This is a genomic window from Kribbella shirazensis, assembly GCF_011761605.1.
Classification (GTDB): Bacteria; Actinomycetota; Actinomycetes; order Propionibacteriales; family Kribbellaceae; genus Kribbella; species Kribbella shirazensis.
Genome location: NZ_JAASRO010000001.1, coordinates 6,514,729 through 6,537,798, shown reverse-complemented (window position 1 = coordinate 6,537,798; position 23,070 = coordinate 6,514,729). Strand labels below are relative to the sequence as shown.

The window sequence follows — 23,070 nt, the reverse complement described above, 5'->3', positions numbered from 1 at the left end:
GACTACCTCCTGATCGTCAGTTCGTGGGACAGACCGGTCAGTCGTTCCACTCCGTCGTCGGTGACCACCACCGGCTCCGACAGCTCGTAGCCCCAGCCGTCCATCCACATCCCGAGGATGACGTGGAACGCCATGCCCGCGGTGAGCACGGTGGTCTCCTCGGCGCGCAGGCTGACGGTGCGTTCGCCCCAGTCCGGCGGGTACCCGATGCCGATCGAGTACCCGATCCGCGATTCCTTCACCAGGCCGTGCGCGGAGATCACGTCGTTGAACGCGGTGTGCACGGCGCCGCCGGTGACGCCTGGCCGGATTGCCGACAATGTGGCCTGCATGCCGTCGGCCACGATCTTCGCGGTCTCGCGAAGCCGCTGCGGCGGGTCGCCGAGCATCACCGTCCGGGCGAGCGGCGCGTGGTACCGGCCGTGGACGCCGGCCAGCTCGACCGTGGTCGCCTCATTGTCGGCAAACGGACGATCCGACCAGGTCAGGTGCGGCGTACCGGCCGCGGCGCCGGTCGGCAGCATCGGCACGATTGCCGGGTAGTCGCCACCGTGCTCGGGCGTTCCGGCCGTCTGCGCGGCGAGGATCTCGGCGGCCACGTCGCACTGACGTCGTCCCGGGCGCAGCCCGTCGAGTGCGACCCGCATGGCGTGCTCGGCGATCGTGCCGGCGATCCGCAGCAGGCCGATCTCGTACGGCGACTTGACCAGCCGGACCCAGTTCACCAGCTCGGCCGAGTCGACCAGCCGGCGTCCCGGCAGGCCGTTGCCGAGAGCAAGATAGCTCCGGGCGGTGAAGTAGTGCGCGTCGCACTCGACCGCGACGTCCGCGCCGGCCGGGATCAGTTCGTGACAGCGCTGCGCGATCCAGTCGAACGGATGCAGGTCCGGCCGATGCACGTACGACTCGGGGTAACCGTGGATCTGGTCGGCCCGCAGTTCGCAGGTGTACGACGCACCGGCCGCGTCCATCGCCCGCGCGAACAGGTGCACGTCACCGTCGGCCGGGACCAGCACGCACTGCGGGGTGTAGAACGACCAGGCGTCGTACCCGGTCAGGTAGAACATGTTGGCGGGGTCGCTGACCACCAGCGCGCCGAGGCCACGCTGAGCCAGTACAGCGCGGACCCGCGCCAGCCGGTTCTCGTATTCGTTCATCGCACGCTCATCAATCGCTGGCCGGGGCCGATGCCGGTGTGCCCGGTGAGTTCGAGGACGGCCCACATCGTGACCTGGTTCGCGGTCAGGACCGGTTTGCCGAGCGCGGCCTCCAGGCCGGCGATCACGTCGTACGTCGGCAGGTTGGTGCAACTGATGAAGATCGCCTCGGCGGCGGCGCTGTCGACACTCTGGACGAGCTCGACGGTCGTCTCGTACGGGACGGCCCAGATCTGCGCGATCAGTCCGAGTCCGGCCGTCGCGACCACCTCGACACCTGCTTCGGTGAGGAACGAGGTCAGCCCCGCGGTCAGGTCGTTCGTGTACGGCGTGACGGTCGCGATCCGGTTGACGCCGAGCCGGCGCAGCGCGAGCAGCAACGCGCCGCTGGTGGTCACCGCGGCGGGCGCCCCGGCGCCGACCATCGCGTCCACGAGCGCGTGTTCACCGGTCAGCCCGCCGACGAAGCTGCCGAACGTGCAGGCGTACGCGACCGCCAGCGGAGCCACGGCGAGCACGTCGTACGTCGTCCGCGCGATCAGCTCCGGATCCGAGATGTGCACGGCCATCTCGACGGTCGCGGCCATCGGTGCGTACGGCGTCCGCGTGAAGTGCAGCGTGACGTCGTCGGGGGCCCAGCGCCAGAGCTCACGGTCGAGCGCGAAGTCGTACGGCGCGACGACACCGATGCCGGTCTGCAACAGCGGCGGGACCGCTGCCGGCATCGGGTGGGTGATCGGACGCGTGCTCATGCGAGTCAGTGTGCGGCCACGAACAGATTGTTGACAATCCTACTAGCGAGTTCCTAGCCTCGAACCTGTGCCGGCCACCCCTCAGCGCCCAACGCAGAGACCAATTGTCGCGGTGCTCTGTGAGCGGGCGACCGACCGTCCTCCGGGTCTCGAGGGCCTGCCGGTCGAATTCCGGTACTGCGCCGCGGACGGACTGCGCGCGGCGGTCCGGGGCGCCCAGGTGCTGATGCTGTGGGACTTCTTCTCGACCGCGGTCCGGGACGTCTGGGCCGAGGCTGGGTCGCTTGAGTGGATCCACGTCACCGCCGCGGGCGTCGACACGTTGCTGTTCGACGAGCTGCGCGACTCCGCTGTGGTGGTCACCAATGCACACGGCGTGTTCGACCGGCCGATCGCTGAGTACGTGCTCGGTGCGGTGATCGCGCACGCCAAGGACAGCCTGCGCAGCTACGACTTGCAGCGCGGTCGTCGGTGGCAGCACCGCGAGACCCGGAGCGTCCTGGGTGCGCGGGCACTGGTCGTCGGGACCGGTGCGATCGGAAGAGCGACGGCCCGGCTGCTTCGCGCCGCCGGGTTGGAGGTTCGGGGTGCCGGCCGGGTCGCTCGAGGGGACGACCCGGACTTCGGCACGATTGTTGCCAGCAGCAATCTTGCGGCCGAGGTCGGGTGGGCCGACCACGTCGTCCTCGCCGCGCCGTTGACCACCGCGACCCGAGGACTCGTCGACGCGACCGTTCTCGCTGCGATGCGGCCCGGGTCGCACCTTGTCAACGTTGCCCGCGGTCCGATTGTCGACGAAACCGCACTGCTCGCCGCGCTCGGCAGCGGAAGGATCGCGGCCACCCTCGACGTGTTCGGCACCGAACCGCTGCCGCCGGAGCATCCGCTCTGGGACGCGCCGAACGTGACGATCACGGCACACATGTCCGGTGACGTGATCGGCTGGCGGGATGCGCTCGCGGCCCAGTTCGCGACCAACGTCCGCCGCTGGCTGGCCGGCGAGCCGCTGCTGAACATTGTCGACAAGAAGCTTGGTTACATTCCGACAGGAGATCGATGACACAAGCAACCGAGTTGGTCGAGGGCTACCGGACCGGTGCGCTGTCTCCGGTCGAAGCGACCAGCGCCGCGCTGGACGCGATCGAGCGGTACGACGACCAGGTCAACGCTTTCGTGCTCGTCGATGCCGAGGGCGCGCTGGCCGCGGCCAAGGAGTCGGAAGCCCGTTGGCACGCGGGCACGCCGCTCGGCCCCGGTGACGGCGTACCGACGTCCGTCAAGGACGCATTGTGGACAAAAGGATGGCCGACACTGCGCGGCAGCACGATGATCGACCCGGCCGGGCCGTGGGACGAGGACGCGCCGTCGGTGGCTCGCTTGCGGGAGACGGGCGCGGTCATCCTCGGGAAGACGACCACCCCGGAGTACTCCTGGAAGGGCGTCACGGATTCCTTCACGTACGGCGCGACGGGTAACCCGTGGGATCCCGCGAAGACGTCCGGCGGTTCGAGCGGCGGATCGGCGACCGCGGTCGGCCTCGGGATGGGCGTGTGGTCGCTCGGCACGGACGGCGGGGGATCGGTACGGATCCCGGCCGCGTTCACCGGAACGGTCGCGTTGAAGCCGACGTACGGACTGATCCCGCTGTATCCGCCGAGCGCGTTCGGAACGTTGTCACACGCGGGGCCGATGACGCGGACCGTGCGCGACGCGGCGGCGCTGCTCGACGTCGTGTCCGGGTTCGACCCGCGGGACTGGTCGGCGATGCCGACGCCGGGCCGGTCGTTCCTGGACGGTCTGGACGACGGTGTCGCCGGGCTGCGGATCGGTTTCTCGGCGAACCTCGGGTACGTCCGCAACGATCCTGAGGTCGAGGCGCTGGTGCGGACCGCGGTCGGCGTCCTCGCGGACCTCGGGGCCGAAGTGGTGGAGGTGGACCCCGGCTTCACGGATCCGATCGACGCGTTCAACGTGCTGTGGTGGTCCGGGGCGGCGAAGGTGCTGTCGGCGTACACGGTCGACGATCGGGTCGATCCGGGACTGCGGCGGGTCGCTGCGCTCGGGTCGGCGTACACGGCCTCGGACTTCCTCGACGCGACCGCCGTGCGGATGGACCTCGGGACGTTGATGGGGCGGTTCCACCAGCGGTACGACGTACTCGTCACGCCGACGTTGCCGATCACCGCGTTCCCGGTGGGCCAGGACGTGCCGGACGGTTCGGCGTCGCCGGACTGGACCGGCTGGACGCCGTACACGTATCCGTTCAACCTCACGCAGCAGCCGGCGTTGAGTGTGCCCTGCGGGTTCACCCAGGCAGGTTTGCCGGTGGGGCTGCAGGTGGTCGCGCCGCGGCATGCCGATGCGCTGACGTTGCGGGTCGGTCAGGCGTACCAGGCCGCGACGGACTGGCACCGGCGTACCCCGACTTTGGAGGCCCAGTGAGCAAACACATCACCGTCAGCTTGGACAAGCGTGGCGTGACCTGCGTGGCGAAGCTGCTCGAGGACGTGGCGCCGCGGACCTGCGCGGCGGTGTGGGACGCGCTGCCGCTGTCGGCACCGGTGTTCCACGGCAAGTACGCGCGGAACGAGATCTATACGCTGCTGCCCGGGTTCGCTCCCGATCCCGGCAAGGAGAACACGACGGTCACGCCGATCCCGGGGGACCTGTGCTGGTTCTCGTTCGACTCCGACGATCTCGGGAACCCGGCGTACGGGTACGAGAACACGACGGGTACCGGCACGACCGGGGCGATCGTCGATCTGGCGGTGTTCTACGGGCGCAACAACCTGCTGATCAACGGCGATCAGGGATGGGTGCCGGGCAACGTCTTCGGTGCGGTGACCGAGAACCTCGAGGAGTTCGCCGCGGCCTGTCAGGACCTGTGGATGGGCGGCGCCCGCGGCGAGACACTGTCCTTCAGTCGGCTGTGAGCGGCTGGTGCAGTTCGGTGACCCAGTCTTCCGGGTCCTCCGGAACGTCGAGGTAGAGCTCGCGGGCCGGCTCGGCGGCGCGTCGGCCGTTGTCGTCGAGCCAGCGGGCCAACGCCTGCCAGGACGGCAGGACCTGGTCGATCGGCCCGCGATGCACGAGCGTCGCCGCCTGCACGGCGGGTAGATCGATCACGTCGAGCCCGTTGAGGTTGCCTCCGGCATCGACCGCGGCCGGTACCGTCGCGCGGACGACGACCTCGGCCTCGGACTCCTGCTCGTACAGACAAGTCAAACGGCCCGAGGGGCGGACGTCGGCGTCCGGCAACCGCCGGCCGAGCTCCGCGCACAGGGGGTGCACCACGGGCGTGATGTCGTCAGGCGTGAAGCTCGGGGCAGTCGCGGTCAGGCCGACGAGCCGTACGGCGGGCAGCTCCTTGACCACGACGTCCGCGGCCGGGACGTCGGCCTCCAGACCGCGCAGGCGTGACTCGACCTGGGCGAGCCGCGCATGGCTTTCGGCCAGCGTGGTTTCCAGTTGCGCGCGGCGCAGCGTGAGCATCGCGCGCATTTCGGCCGGGCCGAGGTCGTCCGCGATCATCGTGCCGACCTGGTCGAGGGAGAAGCCGAGATCCTTGAGGGCGACGATCCGGTTCAGGTCGGCGAGCTGACCAGCGGTGTAACTGCGGTAGCCGGTGACGGGGTCGACGTACGCCGGTCGCAGCAGGCCGATCGCGTCGTAGTGCCGCAGCATCCGAATCGACACCCGGCCGTGGCGGGCGAACTCACCGATGGCGAACATGACGGCAGTCAACCAGCCAGGAGCTCGGCGAACGTGATCGCGGTGTCGTCCTCGTGCCACGGGCCGATCACCTGACCGCCCACCGGCAACCCTTCCGGGGTGCGTCCGATCGGCATGCTGAGTGCGGGGTGCCCGGTCAGCGACGCGTGCGCGATCCAGAACACCTGCGTTTCGTACGGCAGCCCGTCGATGGTCGTCGAGCCGTGGGGGAACGCGACGGTGAAGCTCGTCGGGCACAGGAAGACGTCGACGTCCTCGAAGTACCGCTGCCACTTCCTGCGTGCCCTCATCCGGCGCCGCTCGAGGTCGAGCAGATCCGCGAGTGACAGCTCGCTGTCGGAGTCGCCGTGCAGCGCGAAGAACAGCTCGACCTGGCGGCCGAAGACGCCGACGCGGTAGTCCTGGAGGCGGGTGTGCCGGGGCGGGCGGAGGTGGTACGAGTACGGCGCGTCGGGGCCGGCGGTCGCGCGCAGTGCGGTCCGCAGGTCGGCGGCGGAGCGGGCGAGTGGTCCGATTGTCGACAAGTTGGGCAGTTCGCTCGGGAGGTACGGCGTGCCGGGGACCTGGAAGCCACGCAGGGGGACCAGGCCGTTGGTGGGCCTGAGCCCGTAGACGCCGCAGTACGCCGCCGGAAGGCGGATCGACCCGACCAGGTCGGAGCCGTACTCCAGATAGGTGAGGTCCGCGGCAAGCGCTGCCGCGCCGCCGCCGCTCGATCCGCCCGGTGTACGGCCGAGGTCCGCGGGGTTGTTCGTCCGTCCGTAGATCTCGTTCGCGGTCTGCCCGAAGTCCGCGAGCATCGTGTGCACGTTGCTCTTCCCGACGACGACCGCGCCGGCGCGCTGGAGCCGCTCCACAACCGCCGCGTCGTGGGCGGCGAGGTTGCCGGCAAACGCCGGATTGCCCCAGGTGGTGTGCATCCCTGCCACGTCGAAGCAGTCCTTGACCGTCATCGGTACGCCGTGCAGCGGCCCAACCGCTGCGCCCTCGGTCACCATCACATCGGCGCGCTCGGCCGCGGCCAACGCGTCTTCACGTCGGACCTCGACGACCGCGTTGACCTGGGTATCGTCCGCGATCCGCGCGAGCAACTCCTCCGTCACCTCACGCGACGACACCTGACCTGTGCGGATCCGCTCCGAAATCGCTCCCGCTGTGTCCATGCGCCCGGTCTACGACCTGACACAGTGTCAGGGTCAACCTCCGACGTGGACCGCCAGGAGGCGGAGGGCTGTGAGGGTGTAGGCACGTGCGGCTGTGACGAGGTCAGCCACGGCGACGGACTCGTCGGCGCGGTGGGCCTGGGTGGTGACGGAGCCGGGGCCGAGGACCACGACCGGTACGCCGAGATCGCGCGCGACGTACCCGCCGTCGCAGGCCGCGGTCCAGCCCGCAAGCGGCATCGGCCGACCGCCGGCGTCGCGCCGCGCCGTCTCGGTGATCTGCACGAGCGGCGCGTCCTCGGCGGTCTCGAACGCCGGCATCTCCATCGGCATCGCGAGCTCGACCGTTAACCCGCGGTCCTCCAGGTCGAGCGCAGCCACCCGGCGGCCGAGGTCCGCGAGAACCTCCGCGGCGGATTCGCCGGGAAGCAGTCGGCGGTCGGCGACGACGACGCAGTCCGCGGGGACGATCGACCCGCCGGTGCCGCCGTTGATCTGCCCGACGCTCCAGGTCGCCGGGCCCAGCAACGGGTGCGGTGCGGTCGCGAGTTCCTTGTGCAGACGTTCGATCTCGGCGACAACGGCGGCCGCGCCGTAGATCGCGTTCGCGCCGCCGTCCGGGTTGCCCGCGTGTGATGCGCGCCCGTGGATCGCTACCTGGAGATAGGAGTCACCGCGCGCCGCGATGATCGTCTGCAGGTCGGTCGGCTCGGCAGTGATGCACCCGACGTACCGACTGTTCGTGCCGGAGCCGATATAGGCGCGGATGCCTTTGCCGGTTTCTTCCTCGTCGACCAGGGCGGCTAGTTCGACCGGGCCGGTGAGTGGGGTTTCGCGGAGGGCGGCCAGTGCGACGAGGGCTGCGGCCAGGCCGCCCTTCATGTCGGAGGCGCCGCGGCCGTAGAGGCGGCCTTCGTGGAGCAGGCCGCCGTACGGATCGACCGTCCAGCCGTCGCCGACCGGGACGACGTCGGTGTGGCCGAGCAGGAGCAGTCCGGGATTGTTGCCACCGGCAAGAGTTATGGAGACGTTCTCCCGGTCCGGCTCGACGGTCGAGCTGCGGACGTCGAGGCCGAGTTCCTGCGCCGCCGCGGCGAGGACGGCCACCGTGGCGGCTTCCTCGCCGGGCGGGTTCTGGCCGGGAGCGCGGAGGAGCTCCTGCGTGATCCGGACGAGGAGGTCCTCGTCGATCCGGTCCAGCACCTTCTGTTCGGCGGGCGTCAGGCTCATGCCCACCCACCTTAGATGGCGGCGCCTGCTGTGTCAGAGGCCTTCGCGGAAGCCTTCGCGCCAGGAGCTGTAGCCGGGCTGCCAGTCGAAGGTCTGCTTGGCCAGGCTGTTGTCCGCGCCGCGGATCTCGGTGAACGCGGCCACTCCGACGTCGCCGACAGCGAGGCGGCCGAGCCAGGCGGGGATGTGCCGCGGCGGCTTCGCGCCGAGGATCCTGGCGAACTCGGGCAGCCAGACCGCCGCCTGCGCAGGGTCGTCGTCGGCGATCTGGAACACGCCGGTGACGTCGCTCTCGATCGCCTTCACCGTCGCCGCGGCCGCGTCGTCGTAGTGGATGAACGACCAGACCCCGGTGCCGTCGCCGATGATCGGGAGCCGGCGCTTCTGGACGAGCTCCACCATCGCGCCGCCCTTGCCGAGGGCGGCGGTCGGCCCGTAGAAGTTGGCGTACCGAAGCGCGACGCCCTCGATCCCGTCGGCGTTCAGCACGGCCGACTCGAGGTGCTTGATCCCGGCCATCGTCTGCCGCTGCGCGGGCACCGGGGTGGGGTCGAGCGGGTCCGCCTCGCTCTTCGTCGCGGACCCGCCGTGCTGCAGGTTCCAGCCGCCGTACGACTGGACGACGAACCGTCGTACGCCGGCAGCTCGTGCGGCGGCCAGCAGATGGTCGGTGCCTTCGATCCGCAGCCGGTTCGTCAGCGCGAAGCTGTCGTCGAAGTGCTTGAAGTCGACCCCGGCCCTGAGCGCCGTCATCTGATGGACGACGACCTCGGGACGGGCCGACTCCACCGCGGCGTGTACGGCGGCGGCGTCGAGCCCGTCCGCGAGTACGACGTCCGCACCGAACGCCCGCACTCCGGCCGCGCCGGACTCGGACCGGATCATCCCGGTCACCTCGTGCCCGGCCGCGACCAGCTGCGGTACCAGCGACCGGCCCAGTCCGCCGGTCGCACCTGCCACCAAGACCTTCATCTCTCTGCCTCCGTCGTCGTCTTTTACGACCCGGAGGACACGCGCCGCGTCAGCTCTGTGACATGGCCTCCGAAACAACCGTGAATTCGGTCGGCCCGAAGGAGACGTTGAGGTCCGCGTCGACCGTCATGATGTCGCCGGTGACGCGGCAGGTCAGGGTCGCGATGTACGGCGACTCGACCCAGCGGAGGGTCGCCACGAACGCGTCCCCGTCGCCGTACGCGCTGGTCACGACGCGTTCGCCCACCTCGGGACTGGCGTCGTCGACGGTCCCTGGAGCGGACTGCTCCTGCCATCCGCCGGCGCGGCAGACCAACTCGCGTCTGCTGCCGTCACTCAGGTCGTTGAAGCTGAACGTGCCGGTGCCGTCCGGGTCGATGCGGACCGCGCCCAGGCCGATCAGGTTGTCCGCAGCGAACCGGTACGTCCGCCCGTCACCACCCGCGGGCGCCGGACCGCTCGGCGGCGGGAGCTCGAGCCGCTCCGGACGCTGCAGCACCGGCACGTCCTTGCCCTCGAGCGCCGGCAACAGGTGGTCCCACACGGTGTTGAGGATCGCCTGCATGTCAAAGGTCGCACCGGTGATGACGAGCACGGCGTCGTACTCCGGGAACACCAGGCAGAACTGCCCGAACGCGCCGTCACCGCGGTACGTGTTGTGGCGGCCGCGCCAGAACTGGAAGCCGTAGCCCTGCTTCCAGTCAGGATTCTCCTCGTTGTCGTTGGGGACCTGCTTCGACGTCGCTGCCTCGTACCACTCGACCGGGACGAGCTGTCTGCCCTGCCATTCGCCGTGCTGCAGCAGCAGCTGCCCGAAGCACGCCAGCGACTCGGTGTTGACGCTCAGCCCCCAGCCGCCGACGGTGATGCCCTCCTTCGACACCTGCCAGGTGGCCTCGGTGGCACCGAGCGGCTCGAACAACCGCGGCCGCAGGTAGTCCAGCAGCCGCTCACCGGTCAGCCGCTGCAGGATTGCGGACAGCATGTACGTCGCGCCGCTGTTGTAGACGAACACGCTGCCCGGCTCGTGCTCCACGTCCAGGCCGAGGAAGATCTTCACCATCCGGCGGTCCCGGCTGAGCGCCTCGACCGTGTCCTTCGAGTGCCCTGTCGTCATCGTCAGCAGATGCCGCACCTTCATCTTGGCCAGGTTGTCGCTGATCGTCTCCGGCAGCTCGTCCGCGCCGAAGAACGAGACCACCTGGTCGTCCAGCGACAACAGCCCGGCGTCGATCGCCAGCCCGACCGCTGTCGACGTGAAGCTCTTCGACACGGAGAACAGCAGATGCGGGTCTTCCAGCCGGTACGGCGCCCAGGCCTGCTCGAGCACCACCTGACCGTGCCGCAGCAGCATCAGGGTCTGGATCTCGGGCTTGCCCGCGTCGAGCGCCGCGACGAACGTGTCGAGCGCTGCGGCGTCCAGCCCCTGGGAATCTGGCGTACTCCGTGGAAGTCTGCTCACGCACAGCACGCTATCTCCCGGAACGGACAAAAATAAGGTGAGTTCTGCCAGGCGGGCAGCCGTGATCGTGAACCCGGTGAAGGTCGACGGCGACGAGTTCCGCCGTACCGTCGAGACCGCGCTGACCGAGCGCGGGTTCGAGAAGCCGTTGTGGCTGGAGACGACCGAGGACGACGCCGGGGTCACCATGGCCCGCCGCGCGATCGAGGAACAGGCCGACCTGGTGCTGGTCGCCGGCGGCGACGGCACCGTCCGGGTGGTGTGCGCCGAGCTGGCGCGGACCGCGATCCCGGTCGCCGTTCTCCCGGGCGGCACCGGGAACCTGCTGGCCCGCAACCTCGGGATCTCCCTCGAGCTCGACGTCGCGCTGACCGAGCTGCTCGACGGCTCGCAACAGCGGATCGACAGCGTCCTGGTGAAGGGCGACCAGCTGCCCGAGGACCGGTTCGTGGTGATGGCAGGCCTCGGGCTGGACGCCGCGATCATCGAGGATGCCCCCGACGACCTGAAGAAGCGTGTCGGCTGGGCGGCGTACGTCGTCTCGACGCTGAAGAACCTCAACCATCCGTCGGTCCGGGTCGAGATCACGGTCGACGACCAGCCTCCGGTACGCCGCCGCGCGCGCACCGTGGTGATCGGCAACGTCGGCACCCTGCAGGCGAACATCCCGCTGCTCCCGGACGCCACGCCCGACGACGGCACGATCGACGCGGTCGTCCTCGCACCCCGCCGGATCACGCACTGGCCGCGGCTCGCGCTCGGCCTCGTGATCCGCTCCTGGCGCGAGCGGCACGTCGAACGCTTCACCGGACACCGCATCCAGGTCCGCGCCGACCGTCCGGTCCGGCGACAGCTCGACGGAGACGCCGTCACCGAAGGCGCCAACCTGGTCGCGGAGGTCGACCCCTCAGCCCTGGTCGTCCGCGTGCCCTGACGTGACCGCACCGCGCTGGAGAACAGGTCCCCAGCGCGGTGTGCAGGTCAGTGCTGGACGAGTACTGCGACAGTGCGCGGCGGGACTGTTGCCGTGCCGGTGGCAGCGGACCACGTGGTCTGTTTGACGACAGGATCCGCGCCGTTGGCCTGGACGGGGGACAGGGACAGGTTTGCACCGGCCAGACCGGGCACCTGCTGGGTCACGGGGGAGCTGGTGGAGTTGAAGACCACCACCACGCCCTTGAGGGACGGGTCGACCTCGGACCCCACGGTGTCGTCGATGCGCATCGTGATGACGCCGGGCGTCGTACCGCTGAGGGGGAAGCTCAGCTTCTGGTTGATCAGTGCGGCGGAGCCGAGGCGGAAGAGCGGCGTGGAGAACCGCAGCTTCAGCAGGTCGGTCGCAGCGGCCGAGGCCATCGTCACGTCGGTGGCCGAGGGCTTCAGCGCCGGATCGGCGAGCAGCGGCTTCATGTACGACCACTTGGCCTCGTTGTCGGGCTTCGGCGGCAGGCCGTGTCCGAAGCCGTTGTCGGCCCCGGTCCAGTCCAGCGTGTTGAACCAGTCGCCGGAGTCGTACGAGTTGCGGTCCAGCGACTTGCTCCGCAGCAGGTCTGCGCCCGCGTGCCAGAACGACGGTGTCTGCGCCAGCGCAGCTGTGGCGAGCGACAACGTGTTCATCCGGACTCGATCCGCCATCGGCAGGTTGGTCGGCAGCTTGTACGTCAGCGTGTCCCAGAGCGTCTCGTTGTCGTGGGCATCGACGTACGTGATGATCTCGTCGGGCTGGTCGGCGTACCCGGCGGGCGAGCCGTTGTAGTCGACCTGGTCGCCGCGTACCACCTGTCCGGAGGACGCCGACGTGAAGCTGAACGACCTGAGGTTCCCGGCCAGGCCGAGCTGGACCAGGTCGGTGTCGTGGGCGAGCCGCTTGGCGCGTTCCGCCGGCGTACCGTTCACCGGGTCGCCGTTCGGGTCGCTCGCCTCGCCGGAGCCGAAGCCCTGGATGCGCGGGTTGTCGTCGAACGGCCCGCCGCCTCGCACCGCGTCCCGCAGCCGGTCGGAGAACGTGCCGATCCCGGTGCCGCCGAGGTTGCCCTGGCGCGCCTGGACGAACAGCGCGTCGTCAGCCACCTCGCCGAAGTTCCAGCCCTCGCCGTACACGTAGATCGACTTGCCGTCCACGCCGTCCTTGGCCGGTGTCAGCTTGTCGAGCGCGGCCCGGACCTTCAGCATGTTCGCCTTGGTGTGGTGACCCATCAGGTCGAACCGGAAGCCGTCCACGCGGTAGTTGCGCGCCCAGCTCACGGTGCCGTCGACCATGATCTTCTCGGCCATCGCGTGCTCGGTGGCGATGTTGCTGCAGCAGGTCGAGGTCTCGACCTTCCCGCTGGCGTTCAGCCGCTGGTAATACCCGGGCACGATCCGGTCCAGCACCGACGTGGGCGCCTGACCGGCGGCCGGCGTGTGGTTGAAGACCTGGTCGAGGACGACGCGCAGTCCGGACTTGTGCAGCCCGCCGACCATCGTGCGGAACTCGGCGACCCGCGCCAGCCCGTCCCTCTGCGTCGCGTACGACCCCTCCGGCGCCAGCCAGTGGAACGGGTCGTAGCCCCAGTTGAACCCGTCCTTGGCAGCCACTGCTGTCACGCAGGCCTGCTGCTGGTCGGAGTCGGCAGGTAGTGCCTTCAGATCACATGCAGGTGTCTGCTGCCCTGTCTCGGGGATCGATGCGATGTCGAACGTGGGTAGTAGGTGCACGGTGTTGAGTCCGGCTGCGGCCAGCGATCGTAGGTGCTTCGTACCGTTGCCCTCGTCGGCAAACGCCAGGTAGGTACCGCGGTGCGCTGCTGGAACCGTGCTGTCGTTGATGGAGAAGTCCCGCACGTGCAGCTCGTAGATTGTCGAGTCGACGCCACGTGGGAGCTTCGGCGACGGGGTCTGGGACCAGAGCGCCGGCTTTCCGGCTGGGTCGTTGAGATCGACTGCCACGGAGTAGGCCGAGTCGGTCGTCAACGCAACTGAGTATGGGTCTGTGACGACGTTCGTCTCGACCTTCCCGGTACTTGGCGCATAGACCGTGACCTCGAAACGGTACGAATTGCCCTTCCACGAGCGCGGTCCACTGATGGCCCAGGACCCATCTGCGTTGTGCTTCATCGGCATAGCCGCCGAGCCCACGAGGAGCTTCACGGCCTGGGCGGTGGGTGCCCAGAGTGTGAAGGTCGGTTTGCCGTCCTGCCATGTCACGCCGTACGCACGACTGGTGGCGCTCGCGTAGACGTCGTCGAGGACACCGGGGATCTGGACGCCTGTCGCGTCCAGCAGGCGTCCTGTGTCGTCGTACTGCGCCAGACCGAGCTGACCGGTGAGGATCTTGCGTACGTCGCCATGGTCGAGTCGGAGCGTGGTGTAGCCGGGTTTGACCTCGGCCGGGTCGTAGCGCAGCGCTGCCGACGAACCGCCGATGTCGTTGGTGTCCACCTTCAGCGAACCGGTGTCGGACCAGTGCAGCCGCCAGCGGTACCGCTCCGCGTGGTCGACAGCCGGTACGGCGAGTGTGTCGCGGTCGAGCCAGTACGCCTTCGCCTGGCTCAGGTCCGGCTGCGCGCCGGGCTTCGCGGTCGTCACCGTGAGCTGGTGGGTCGCGAGCACGTACGAGAACGTGACGACCAGCCCGTCAGCGGGAACCGCCACCGGCACGTTGTTCGCCGGGTAGCTCTCGTCCCACGACAGGTTGTGTGCGACCTTCGCCTCATAGTTGCCCGCCTTCAACTCGCTGGTGGACCAGGTGTAGGTCCCGTCACCGTCCTCGTCGGTCAACCAGGGTCGCATGCAGGAGGGATCCCAGTCCGTCGGACAGCCCAGCGCGGTCTGGAACGACCCGGGGACGGTGATGATCGGTCCCTGCGCGCTTGAGGTGACGTAGTGCCGGCCGTGCTCGTAGTAGAAGGTGACCGGTCCGCTGGGCGCCGTGTACGAGATGTTGGCACCGTTCTGCACACCACCGGCACCGTAGTTCTCGTCCCAGGTCTTGTTGATCGCTGCCTTGTACGCGTGCTCACCGGCCGGGATCGTGTAGGTGCCCTTCCACACCTTGTCCTTCGGATCCAGCGACAGCTGAGCCTCGGCGCAGTCCGGCGACCAGTCCGCGGGGCAGCCCATCTCGCTGTTGTGGTCGCCTGGTACGGACACGTTGGCCGGCTGTACGACCGGACCGGTGCCGCCACCGCCGCCACCCGGTGCAGGCGCGTCGCCAACCACGCCGTACGAGCCGGACACGGAGTAGTTGCCGGAGATGTCGCGTAGTACCGCGCGGTACTCGAGCAGTGTGCCCTTGGGCAGCGCGCTGACGTCCTGGAAGACACGGTACGGCGCGTTGTCGTCAGAGCCGAGCCGCTTCCACGCCGTCGTACCCACAGGGCGGTAGCCCAGCGTCACGGTGGCTGGTGTGTTCGCCGGGACCGCCGCAGCGATCTCAGCGCGCCCGCCGACGGTGGCACCGAGCTCTGGTGAGCTCATGTAGACACTGGGCGCCTTGGTACGCGCTGGGACCTTGGTCTGTGCCTGGTACACCGTCACAGACAGAGGCGCCTGGCTGACGACCACCCTGCCCTCGTGGTCGGTCCTGACCGGCTGGGAGCCACCATAGACAGGCCTGAGCCAGGTGTTCGGGCCGTACGTCGGAACGGTCGCGGAGGCCGCCGTCTTCGAGTTGTTCGCCACGACCAGGTACTCGACGTTGTCGCTACCCAGTCGGCTGAACGCGTACAGGCCGTTGCTGTTCGACGTGTACCGGTGCACCTGGCGCCCGTCAGACAGCGCGGGGTACTTCGCGCGCAGCTTCGCCAGCGCAGCGATGTGCTGGTACATCGGCGAGCTGGCGTCGTATCGGTCCTTGCTGCCGATCGTCGTCGTACCGGTGCCGTCGACGACCTCGTCGTCGGTGTAGTCGGCGGTCTTGGTCGCGAACATGTCCTGCCGCGCGTCCTTGTCACCGCCCGGACCTGTGAACCCCTGCTCGTCGCCGTAGTAGACGACCGGCTGTCCGCGGGTCAGGTACATCAGCGAGTGCGCCAGCTTGTCCCGGGCGAGCAGCTCCTGTCCGGCCGCGCCGCCCTGCTTCAGGAACGTGCCGACGCGCCCCATGTCGTGGTTGCCGAGGAACGTGGGCAGGGTGTACGCGTTGGAGTCCGTGTCGGTGTAGTAGTCGTCGTCCGCGTAGAAGTCCTGCAGCTTGGTGCCCGGGTCGCCCTTCGCGTACGCCACCGCGTTCTGCTGGAACCCGAAGTCGAGCGTGGCCTGCAGCGCACCCTGGGTCGTGTACGTCGACATGAACTGCGGGTTCGCGTCGAAGACCTCGCCGAACATGAAGAAGTCCTTCGAACCGGCCTGCTGCGCCGCGGCCAGGACCGCGGGGGAGAACTTCTGCCAGAACTCGAGGTTCACGTGCTTGACGGTGTCGATCCGGAACCCGTCGATGCCGAGCTCGGCCCACGTCTTGTAGACGTCGATCATCCCGTCGCGGACCTTCGGCTGCTCGGTGAACAGGTCGTCCAGCCCGACGAAGTCGCCGTACTCCGCGCTCTCGCCGGCGAACGTCGAGTCGCCGCGGTTGTGGTACAGCGTCGGGTCGTTCAGCCAGGCCGGCACCTTGACGGTCTTGTCGGCCTCGGTCCGGAACACCGGGACGTTCGGGAAGCTGGTGTTGGCGTCCAGCGGCGGGAAGGTGTCGCCGCCGGCGTACTGCTTGTCGTCGAAGACGTTGCCCTGAGCATCCTTGTACGGCGCGGTGGACTTCGGGATGTAACCGTAGTTGCCGGACTGGTACGCGATCACGTCGGCGGTGTGGTTGGTGATGATGTCGAAGAAGACCTTCATGCCCTTGCCGTGCGCCAGGTCGATCAGCCGCTTCATGTCCGCGTTCGTGCCCAGGTGCGGGTCGATCTGGGTGAAGTCGGTGATCCAGTACCCGTGGTACCCGGCGCTGACGTCGGCGCCGGAGCCCTGCACCGGGCGGTTCTTGAACGACGGCGTGAGCCAGATCGACGTCGTACCCAGAGACTTGATGTAGTCGAGCTTCTGGATCACACCGGCGAGGTCGCCGCCGTGGTAGAAGCCCTTGTCCGCCGGGTCCAGCCCGGTCTGCAACCGGTCACCGGCGAGGCCGCCGGAGTCGTTGGACCTGTCCCCGTTGGCGAACCGGTCCGCCATCAGGAAGTAGAAGCGTTCCTTGGTGAGGTCCTGCCGCAGGCTCGGCGTCGCAAGCGCCTTGTCCGCGGCGGTCACCGTCGGTCCGGCGAGGTTCACCGGCTTCACGCTGACGACGTGGCTGGTGTCGTCGTAGCTGAACTGCAGCTTGGCCGGGCCTTCGATCCGCAGCGGGATGTTAGGCCCGTTCAGTACGCCGCCGGCGCCGTAGTTCTCGTCCCAGCTCTTGTTGACCGTGACCTTGTACTCGTACGACCCCGCCGGCACGTCGAACACCTTCGTGTACGGCGCACTCGCACCGAGGCTGCTCGCAGCACAGCCCGGATCCCAGTCACCCGCACACCCCAGCTCGCTCTGCAGCGACCCCGCGAGTGTGATCACCCGCTCGGCCGCCACCTGCGACTGTGCCGACTGCGCTGACTGTGCCGGGGCCGCCGTCCCCAGTCCTAGTACGACCACCGCGGCCGCGGTGAAACCTGCTGCCCAACCCCTGAACCCGCGCATCACGTACCCTCCCCGCCGACTCATGTGCCGGGGACGCTAGCCGCAGCTCTCTACGGTGAGGAGGGCTCGAATGTCACGGTAAGGTCACGAGGTCAGGCAGTGTGGTCTCGATCGGCGTACGCAGCACAGCTGTCGCCTGCTCGTCGTACGGCGTCGGCTGGGCGTTGAGGATGATCAGCGGCTTGCCCGCGTTCAGTGCGAGGTCACAAAGACCAGCGGCCGGGTAGACCTGCAATGACGTACCAACAGCGAGGAAGAGGTCCGCCGACTCGGTGGCGGCGACTGCGCGGTCCAGCACGGCCCGGTCGAGCGCCTGGCCGAAGGAGACCGTGGCTGACTTCAGAATGCCGCCGCAGACCTCACAGGACGGGTCCTCGTCGCCTGCCTCGAGCCGGGGGAGTACGTCGGCCATGGGGATGCGGCGGCCGCACTGCAGGCAGTCGACGTACCAGACCGTCCCGTGCAGCTCGTGGACCAGTTCTGGTGACGAGCCGGCCTTCTGGTGCAGCCCGTCCACGTTCTGTGTGATCAGACCGGTCAACCGGCCTTGGCGCTCCAGCTCGACCAGCGCGACATGACCTGGGTTCGGCTCGGCCGTCCAGGCAGGTACGGCGAGGCGGTGCTTCCAGGTCGCCGCACGGACCTCCCGGCTGGCGACGTACTCGTCGATGTCGAACATCGCCTCCGCGGCCGGGTCCTTCGTCCACAGCCCCTGCGGCCCTCGGAAGTCGGGTATCCCAGAGGCAGTCGAGATCCCGGCACCCGTCAGCACCGCAACTCGCCCGACCTCCGCCAGAACCTCACTCACGACACCGACCGTACTGCCTTCCAGTCCTGGGCCAGTACGGACATCACGATCTCGTCGACCCATTCGCCGTCCCACAGGAGCGCTTCGCGCAAAACACCCTCTACGGTGAAGCCTGCCTTCTCGTAGGCGCGCCGGGCCCGCGGGTTGAACGCGTAGACGCCGAGGCTGATCCGGTGCAGGCCGAGCTGCTCGATGCCGTACCCGACGATCAGTCGCGTCGCCTCGGTCCCCAGGCCGCGACCCTGGCCGGACGGGCTGATCAGAATCCGGAAGTTGCAGCACTGGTTGTCCGGGTCCCAGTCGTTCAGCACCGCTTCGCCGACGACGGCGCCGGATGCCTTGTCGACGATCGCCAGGTCCAGCCTGTCGGTCTGGTCCTTGCGGGTCCGGTACCACTCACGGGCCCGCTCCTCGCCGATCTCGCCGTGACTGCCGGTCAGCCGGGCGACGTCCGGGTCGTCCATCGCAGCGGCCAGCGCCTCGTAGTCGGCCCCGTCCACAGGCCGCAGTACGACGAGGTCCCCGGTCAGCGTCGGTTTGTGCGCGAAGTCGGTCACGGCGCGCAGTGTGTCAGCTCACGCGCCGTACGACGTACTGGTTTTCCGACGCCGACACCAGCTCCTGCGAGCGCATCCGGCACCAGGCGGGGATGTCCGTCGCCGCGGCCGGGTCGTCGGCCAGCACGGTGACGGTGTCGCCGACGGCAACGGTCGGTAGCGTCTTGGCCAGTTTGATCACCGGGAGTGGGCAGAGCAGGCCGGTGCAGTCCAGGTCGACGCTCACATCCCCACCTCCGCCCGGATCCGCTGCACGATCCCGGGAAGCACCGTACAGAAACGCCGTACGTCGTCGTGGCTGGTGTCGCGTCCGAGCGAGACCCGGACGTTGCCGTGGGTCAGCACGCCCATCGCTGCCAGCACATGTGACGGCTGCAGCGTGCTCGACGTACAGGCGGAGCCGCTGGAGACGGCGAACCCTTCCGCGTCCAGAGCGGTCACCAGCGCCTCACCGTCCACATAGAGGCACGAGAACGTGAGGATGTGCGGCAGGCGATCGTCCGGGTCGCCCACCACCTCGACGTCGGGGATGTCGGCGGCCACGCGGCGCCGTACCTCGTCGATCCAGGCCCGGTGCCGCTTGTCGAGCTCCTCTGCCTCGGCGAGCCGCGCCTGCAGCGCGGCGGCCGCGGCCAGCGCGTTCGGCACGTCGGGGAAGCCGGGGGAGAGGCCGTCCTCCCGCTCGTCCATCGGCCACGCGGGAGCGATCCGGGTGCCCTTCTTCACCGCCAGCAGCCCGACACCGGCCGGTCCGCCCCACTTGTGCGCACTCGCGGCCAGCACTGACCACCCATCCGGCACCACGTCGTGCCCCACGGACGCCGACGCGTCCACGAAGAGCGGTACGTCGCCGCAGTCCTGAGCGATCGCGGTGACCGGCTGCCTGGTACCGACTTCGTGGTTGGCGGACTGTACGGCGGCCACCGCCACGCCAGGTCGCCGTACGGCGTCCTTGAACGCCTCCTGATCCACCCGGCCACGAACGTCCACCCCGACCTCAACCCCCTCGGACCCAGCACTGTGCAGAACAGCAGAGTGCTCGACGGCCGTGTGGACAACGGTGGTCCCGACGCGGCGGCGGGCGGCCTGGAGGGCAGTCAGGCCGGCCTGGATCGCCGTCGTACCGGAGGTGGTCAGATACAGGTCGTCAGGCCGGACCCCGACCGCGTCCGCGAGCACCGCGCGGGCGTTGTCCAGGAGGAGTCTCGCGGTCCGTCCCTCGTGGTGCAGCCGCACCGGATCGGCCCAGCCGGAATCCACTGCCGACAGCAACATCTCCCGCGCCGCGGGGTGCAGCGGCTCGGCCGACGCCGCGTCCAGATACGTACGCTCGCTCACACGGGAAACGCTAAGCCCTACCTATGCGCAGGACGGCGAAAGGTGTCCAGTAGTGTTTGGTCGTCAGTCTCACTTGGGAAGGGAAAGGCGCCCCGTGGGTTCGAACGGCACGCCCGGAGTGGAGGAGCGACCGGCAGGTTCTGCCGGCGCCACACGTCCGGCGAAGCGACGCCTGCTGGTCGGTGCGGCGGTGGTGCTCGGCACCCTGCTGCTGACCGGTTGTTCGTCGGCGACCACTGAGCAGTGGAAGCGACTCGGTCTGCCCGAGGGCGCATCGGACCGGACCGAGGCCATCCGCAGCCTCTGGATCGGGGCCTGGATCGCCGCCCTGATCATCGGCGTGATGGTCTGGGGGCTGATCCTCTGGGTCAGCGTGCGGTACCGCAAGCGCAACGACGAGGCGCCCCGGCAGGTGCGGTACAACCTGCCGCTCGAGGTGCTCTACACCCTGGCCCCGTTCGCGATCATCGGTGTGCTGTTCTTCTACACCGTCGAGCACGGCAACCAGGTCACCAAGATGAGCGCCAGCCCGCAGCACACCGTGAACGTGGTGGGCCAGCAGTGGCAGTGGACGTTCAACTACAAGGAGACCGTCGACGGGCAGGAGGGCGTCTGGGAGACCGGCACGCTGGACAAGCCCGCGACGCTGTGGCTGCCGGTGAACGAGTCGGTCCACTTCGACCTGACCTCGCCGGACGTCATCCACTCCTTCTGGGTGCCGTCGTTCTACTTCAAGCTCGACGTCATCCCGGGCCGCACGAACAAGTTCGAGCTGACCCCGACCAAGACCGGCACCTTCGCCGGCAAGTGCGCCGAGCTCTGCGGCCTCTACCACAGCCGGATGATCTTCACCGTCAAGGTGGTCGAGCGCGCGGAGTACGACGCACACCTGAAGGAACTGGCCGCCAAGGGCCAGACCGGAGCCGCAACCGGTGGCGCCGACTCCACCACCATTCCCGGTACAGGGGAGGGCGAGAAGTGACCGAGTTCGCCGAGCGCACCGGCGCCATCGGTAGCACCACCGCGCTGCCCCGGCGGCGCACCAAGGGCCAGCTGCTGGTCAAGTACCTGACGACGACCGACCACAAGCTGATCGGTCACATGTACCTGGTCACGTCGTTCGCCTTCTTCCTGATCGGCGGCGTGATGGCGCTGCTGATCCGCGCCGAGCTGGCCAAGCCGGGCCTGCAGATCGTGAACGAGGAGGTCTACAACCAGCTCTTCACGATGCACGGCACGATCATGCTGCTGCTGTTCGCGACCCCGCTGTTCGTCGGCTTCGCGAACGAGATCATGCCGATCCAGATCGGCGCCCCGGACGTCGCGTTCCCGCGGCTGAACATGTTCAGCTACTGGCTGTTCCTGTTCGGCGGCCTGATCACGATCAGTGGCTTCTTCACCCCGGGCGGCGCGGCCGACTTCGGCTGGTTCGCCTACGCGCCGCTGTCGAACGAGGTCCGCTCGCCCGGCGTCGGCGGCGATCTGTGGATCATGGGTCTGTGGATGGCCGGTCTGGGCACGATCCTCGGTGCGGTCAACTTCATCACCACGATCATCACGATGCGTGCGCCCGGTATGACGATGTTCCGGATGCCGATCTTCACCTGGAACATCCTGGTGACCTCGATCCTCGTCCTGATCGCGTTCCCGATCCTGGCGGCGGCGCTGCTGGTGCTGGAGGCGGATCGAACACTCGGGTCACACGTCTTCGACGCCGCCAACGGCGGGCCGATCCTCTGGCAGCACCTGTTCTGGTTCTTCGGCCATCCCGAGGTGTACATCATCGCGCTGCCGTTCTTCGGCATCGTGACCGAGATCCTGCCGGTGTTCAGCCGCAAGCCGGTCTTCGGTTACATCGGTCTGGTCAGCGCGACGCTGGGTATCGCCGTCCTCTCGGTGGCGGTGTGGGCGCACCACATGTTCGTCACAGGCGCCGTGAACCTGCCGTTCTTCTCGTTCATGACGTTCCTGATCGCCGTACCGACCGGTGTGAAGTTCTTCAACTGGATCGGCACGATCTGGGGCGGGTCGGTGTCCTTCGAGACGCCGATGCTGTGGTCGATCGGCTTCCTGACCACGTTCCTCTTCGGCGGTTTGACCGGTGTCATCCTGGCCTCGCCGGCCCTGGACTACCAGCTCTCCGACTCGTACTTCGTGGTCGCGCACTTCCACTACGTCGTCTTCGGCACCGTGGTGTTCGCGATGTTCGCCGGGTTCTACTTCTGGTGGCCGAAGTTCACCGGGCGGATGCTGGACGAGCGCCTCGGCAAGCTGCACTTCTGGCTGCTGTTCATCGGCTTCCACACCACGTTCCTGGTGCAGCACTGGCTCGGCGTCGAGGGCATGCCGCGGCGTTACGCGTCGTACGGCGCCAACGAGGGCTTCACCACGCTGAACGAGGTGTCCAGCGTCGGTGCCTTCATCCTGGGCGCGTCGATGCTGCCGTTCTTCTACAACGTGTACAAGTCCCGCAAGGCGCCTCCGGTCGGTGTCGACGACCCGTGGGGCTGGGGCCGCTCGCTCGAGTGGGCGACCAGCTCCCCGCCGCCGCGGCACAACTTCGAGAAGCTGCCGCGGATCCGGTCGGAGTCCCCGGCGTTCGACCTGCACCACGCCGAGCTGGCCTTGGCGGAGTACCCGGACAACCGGACCGGCAAGGACAACCTGCTGGACGCCGGTGAGGACCAGGGCCGCGTCGACCATCTGATCGAGCAGAGCGGCGAGTCCGGTACCGAGAACGACGGGAAGGACAAGGCGTGAAGGTCGAAGCCTGGGTCTTCGGGATCCTGAGTGTTTTCGTGGTCGTCGTCACGCCGATCTACTGGCTGATGTCGGAGGACCCGACCGGTACGACCGCGCTGGTCATGACGTTCTTCCTGTCGCTGCTGGTGGCGTTCTACCTGGCCGTCACCGCGCGGCGGATGGACGCCCGGCCGGAGGACCGCAAGGAGGCGGAGATCGCCGACGGAGCCGGCGAGCTCGGCTTCTTCCCGGCGCACTCCTGGTGGCCGCTGTGGTGCGCGCTGACGCTGGGAGTCGTCGTGCTCGGCATCGTCTTCGGCTGGTGGCTGTTCATCGCCGGCTGTGCGGTGGGCATCATCACGCTGAGCGGCTTCATCTTCGAGTACTACCGCGGTGACCACGCTCACTAGTTGAGATTCGTACGAAGCGCCGTCCGGGAAACGAACCGGGCGGCGCTTTCGTGCGTCTGTAGGAGTGCGATCGGGTACCGATCGAACGCACGGGGT

General features: G+C 68.5%; 19 protein-coding genes. 7 read left to right on the top strand and 12 right to left on the bottom strand.

What is annotated here, in order from left to right; all coding sequences use genetic code 11:
* Window positions 1-2: 2 nt before the first annotated feature.
* A complete protein-coding gene (locus BJY22_RS31435; RefSeq protein WP_167214002.1) occupies window positions 3-1,157 on the bottom strand; it encodes a M24 family metallopeptidase in 1,155 nt (384 codons plus the stop codon).
* Window positions 1,154-1,909: a maleate cis-trans isomerase family protein gene (locus tag BJY22_RS31430; RefSeq protein WP_238350512.1), complete on the bottom strand. Its 756-nt coding sequence runs from the start codon at window positions 1,907-1,909 to the stop codon at window positions 1,154-1,156. Before BJY22_RS31430 ends, BJY22_RS31435 begins: the two co-directional genes overlap by 4 nt.
* A 112-nt stretch (window positions 1,910-2,021) precedes the next feature.
* On the opposite strand from BJY22_RS31430, the gene BJY22_RS31425 reads away from it, so the two are divergent.
* From BJY22_RS31425 to BJY22_RS31415, 3 genes are read left to right on the top strand one after another with little or no spacing between them, the layout of a single operon-like run.
* On the top strand, window positions 2,022-2,969 hold the full coding sequence (locus BJY22_RS31425; RefSeq protein WP_337759587.1) for a D-2-hydroxyacid dehydrogenase: 948 nt from the start codon (window positions 2,022-2,024) through the stop codon (window positions 2,967-2,969).
* Window positions 2,966-4,351: an amidase gene (locus BJY22_RS31420; RefSeq protein WP_167213999.1), complete on the top strand. Its 1,386-nt coding sequence runs from the start codon at window positions 2,966-2,968 to the stop codon at window positions 4,349-4,351. The genes BJY22_RS31425 and BJY22_RS31420 overlap by 4 nt, the downstream gene beginning before the upstream one ends.
* Entirely contained in the window at window positions 4,348-4,842 is a 495-nt protein-coding gene (locus BJY22_RS31415) for a DUF3830 family protein (protein ID WP_167213996.1), read from the top strand. Before BJY22_RS31420 ends, BJY22_RS31415 begins: the two co-directional genes overlap by 4 nt.
* On the opposite strand, the gene BJY22_RS31410 is transcribed toward BJY22_RS31415, so the two are convergent.
* Genes BJY22_RS31410 through BJY22_RS31390 form a run of 5 tightly spaced genes read right to left on the bottom strand, consistent with a single transcriptional unit; the run spans window position 4,829 to window position 10,468 of the window.
* Window positions 4,829-5,641 carry a MerR family transcriptional regulator gene (locus BJY22_RS31410; protein ID WP_167213994.1) on the bottom strand — a complete coding sequence of 271 codons (813 nt, stop codon included), beginning with the start codon at window positions 5,639-5,641 and terminating at the stop codon, window positions 4,829-4,831. The two genes, BJY22_RS31415 and BJY22_RS31410, sit on opposite strands and share 14 nt — an antisense overlap.
* Window positions 5,642-5,649: 8 nt before the next feature.
* A complete protein-coding gene (locus BJY22_RS31405; protein WP_167213991.1) occupies window positions 5,650-6,804 on the bottom strand; it encodes an amidase family protein in 1,155 nt (384 codons plus the stop codon).
* 33 nt (window positions 6,805-6,837) lie between these two features.
* Window positions 6,838-8,034 carry a M20 family metallopeptidase gene (locus BJY22_RS31400; RefSeq protein WP_167213989.1) on the bottom strand — a complete coding sequence of 399 codons (1,197 nt, stop codon included), beginning with the start codon at window positions 8,032-8,034 and terminating at the stop codon, window positions 6,838-6,840.
* Between the two features lie 33 nt (window positions 8,035-8,067).
* The gene (locus BJY22_RS31395; protein ID WP_167213986.1) at window positions 8,068-9,006 is read right to left on the bottom strand and encodes an NAD-dependent epimerase/dehydratase family protein; all 939 of its coding nucleotides are present in this window, start codon (window positions 9,004-9,006) and stop codon (window positions 8,068-8,070) included.
* 49 nt (window positions 9,007-9,055) lie between these two features.
* Window positions 9,056-10,468, bottom strand: coding sequence for a serine hydrolase domain-containing protein (locus BJY22_RS31390; protein WP_337759583.1), 1,413 nt, complete (start codon window positions 10,466-10,468; stop codon window positions 9,056-9,058).
* 37 nt (window positions 10,469-10,505) lie between these two features.
* On the opposite strand from BJY22_RS31390, the gene BJY22_RS31385 reads away from it, so the two are divergent.
* Window positions 10,506-11,402: a diacylglycerol/lipid kinase family protein gene (locus tag BJY22_RS31385; RefSeq protein ID WP_337759580.1), complete on the top strand. Its 897-nt coding sequence runs from the start codon at window positions 10,506-10,508 to the stop codon at window positions 11,400-11,402.
* Between the two features lie 47 nt (window positions 11,403-11,449).
* Here BJY22_RS31385 and pulA read toward each other — a convergent pair whose 3' ends face one another.
* The 5 genes from pulA to BJY22_RS31360 form a co-directional block, all read right to left on the bottom strand.
* Window positions 11,450-17,119, bottom strand: coding sequence for a pullulanase-type alpha-1,6-glucosidase (gene pulA, locus BJY22_RS31380; protein ID WP_167218896.1), 5,670 nt, complete (start codon window positions 17,117-17,119; stop codon window positions 11,450-11,452).
* Between the two features lie 73 nt (window positions 17,120-17,192).
* Window positions 17,193-17,927: an SIR2 family NAD-dependent protein deacylase gene (locus BJY22_RS31375; protein ID WP_337759578.1), complete on the bottom strand. Its 735-nt coding sequence runs from the start codon at window positions 17,925-17,927 to the stop codon at window positions 17,193-17,195.
* Window positions 17,924-18,484, bottom strand: coding sequence for a GNAT family N-acetyltransferase (locus BJY22_RS31370; RefSeq protein WP_167213977.1), 561 nt, complete (start codon window positions 18,482-18,484; stop codon window positions 17,924-17,926). The genes BJY22_RS31375 and BJY22_RS31370 overlap by 4 nt, the downstream gene beginning before the upstream one ends.
* Window positions 18,485-18,497: 13 nt before the next feature.
* Window positions 18,498-18,710, bottom strand: coding sequence for a sulfurtransferase TusA family protein (locus tag BJY22_RS41980; RefSeq protein WP_167213974.1), 213 nt, complete (start codon window positions 18,708-18,710; stop codon window positions 18,498-18,500).
* Window positions 18,707-19,822, bottom strand: a complete 1,116-nt coding sequence (locus BJY22_RS31360; RefSeq protein WP_337759577.1) for a cysteine desulfurase family protein — start codon at window positions 19,820-19,822, stop codon at window positions 18,707-18,709. The genes BJY22_RS41980 and BJY22_RS31360 overlap by 4 nt, the downstream gene beginning before the upstream one ends.
* 94 nt (window positions 19,823-19,916) lie before the next feature.
* Between BJY22_RS31360 and ctaC the strand changes: the two genes are divergently transcribed.
* The 3 genes from ctaC to BJY22_RS31345 are packed head-to-tail and all read left to right on the top strand — an operon-like array spanning window position 19,917 to window position 22,974.
* Window positions 19,917-20,804, top strand: coding sequence for an aa3-type cytochrome oxidase subunit II (gene ctaC / locus BJY22_RS31355; RefSeq protein ID WP_167213971.1), 888 nt, complete (start codon window positions 19,917-19,919; stop codon window positions 20,802-20,804).
* 26 nt (window positions 20,805-20,830) lie between these two features.
* A complete protein-coding gene (gene ctaD, locus BJY22_RS31350) occupies window positions 20,831-22,582 on the top strand; it encodes an aa3-type cytochrome oxidase subunit I (RefSeq protein WP_167218892.1) in 1,752 nt (583 codons plus the stop codon).
* Entirely contained in the window at window positions 22,579-22,974 is a 396-nt protein-coding gene (locus tag BJY22_RS31345) for an aa3-type cytochrome oxidase subunit IV (RefSeq protein WP_167213968.1), read from the top strand. The genes ctaD and BJY22_RS31345 overlap by 4 nt, the downstream gene beginning before the upstream one ends.
* Window positions 22,975-23,070 lie beyond the last annotated feature (96 nt).

Coding starts and splice junctions, on each gene's coding strand:
- BJY22_RS31435 (WP_167214002.1), bottom strand. CDS start 1,157: ATGAACGAATACGAGAACCGGCTGGCGCGGGTCCGCGCTGTACTGGCT.
- BJY22_RS31430 (WP_238350512.1), bottom strand. CDS start 1,909: ATGAGCACGCGTCCGATCACCCACCCGATGCCGGCAGCGGTCCCGCCG.
- BJY22_RS31420 (WP_167213999.1), top strand. CDS start 2,966: ATGACACAAGCAACCGAGTTGGTCGAGGGCTACCGGACCGGTGCGCTG.
- BJY22_RS31410 (WP_167213994.1), bottom strand. CDS start 5,641: ATGTTCGCCATCGGTGAGTTCGCCCGCCACGGCCGGGTGTCGATTCGG.
- BJY22_RS31405 (WP_167213991.1), bottom strand. CDS start 6,804: ATGGACACAGCGGGAGCGATTTCGGAGCGGATCCGCACAGGTCAGGTG.
- BJY22_RS31400 (WP_167213989.1), bottom strand. CDS start 8,034: ATGAGCCTGACGCCCGCCGAACAGAAGGTGCTGGACCGGATCGACGAG.
- BJY22_RS31395 (WP_167213986.1), bottom strand. CDS start 9,006: ATGAAGGTCTTGGTGGCAGGTGCGACCGGCGGACTGGGCCGGTCGCTG.
- pulA (WP_167218896.1), bottom strand. CDS start 17,119: ATGCGCGGGTTCAGGGGTTGGGCAGCAGGTTTCACCGCGGCCGCGGTG.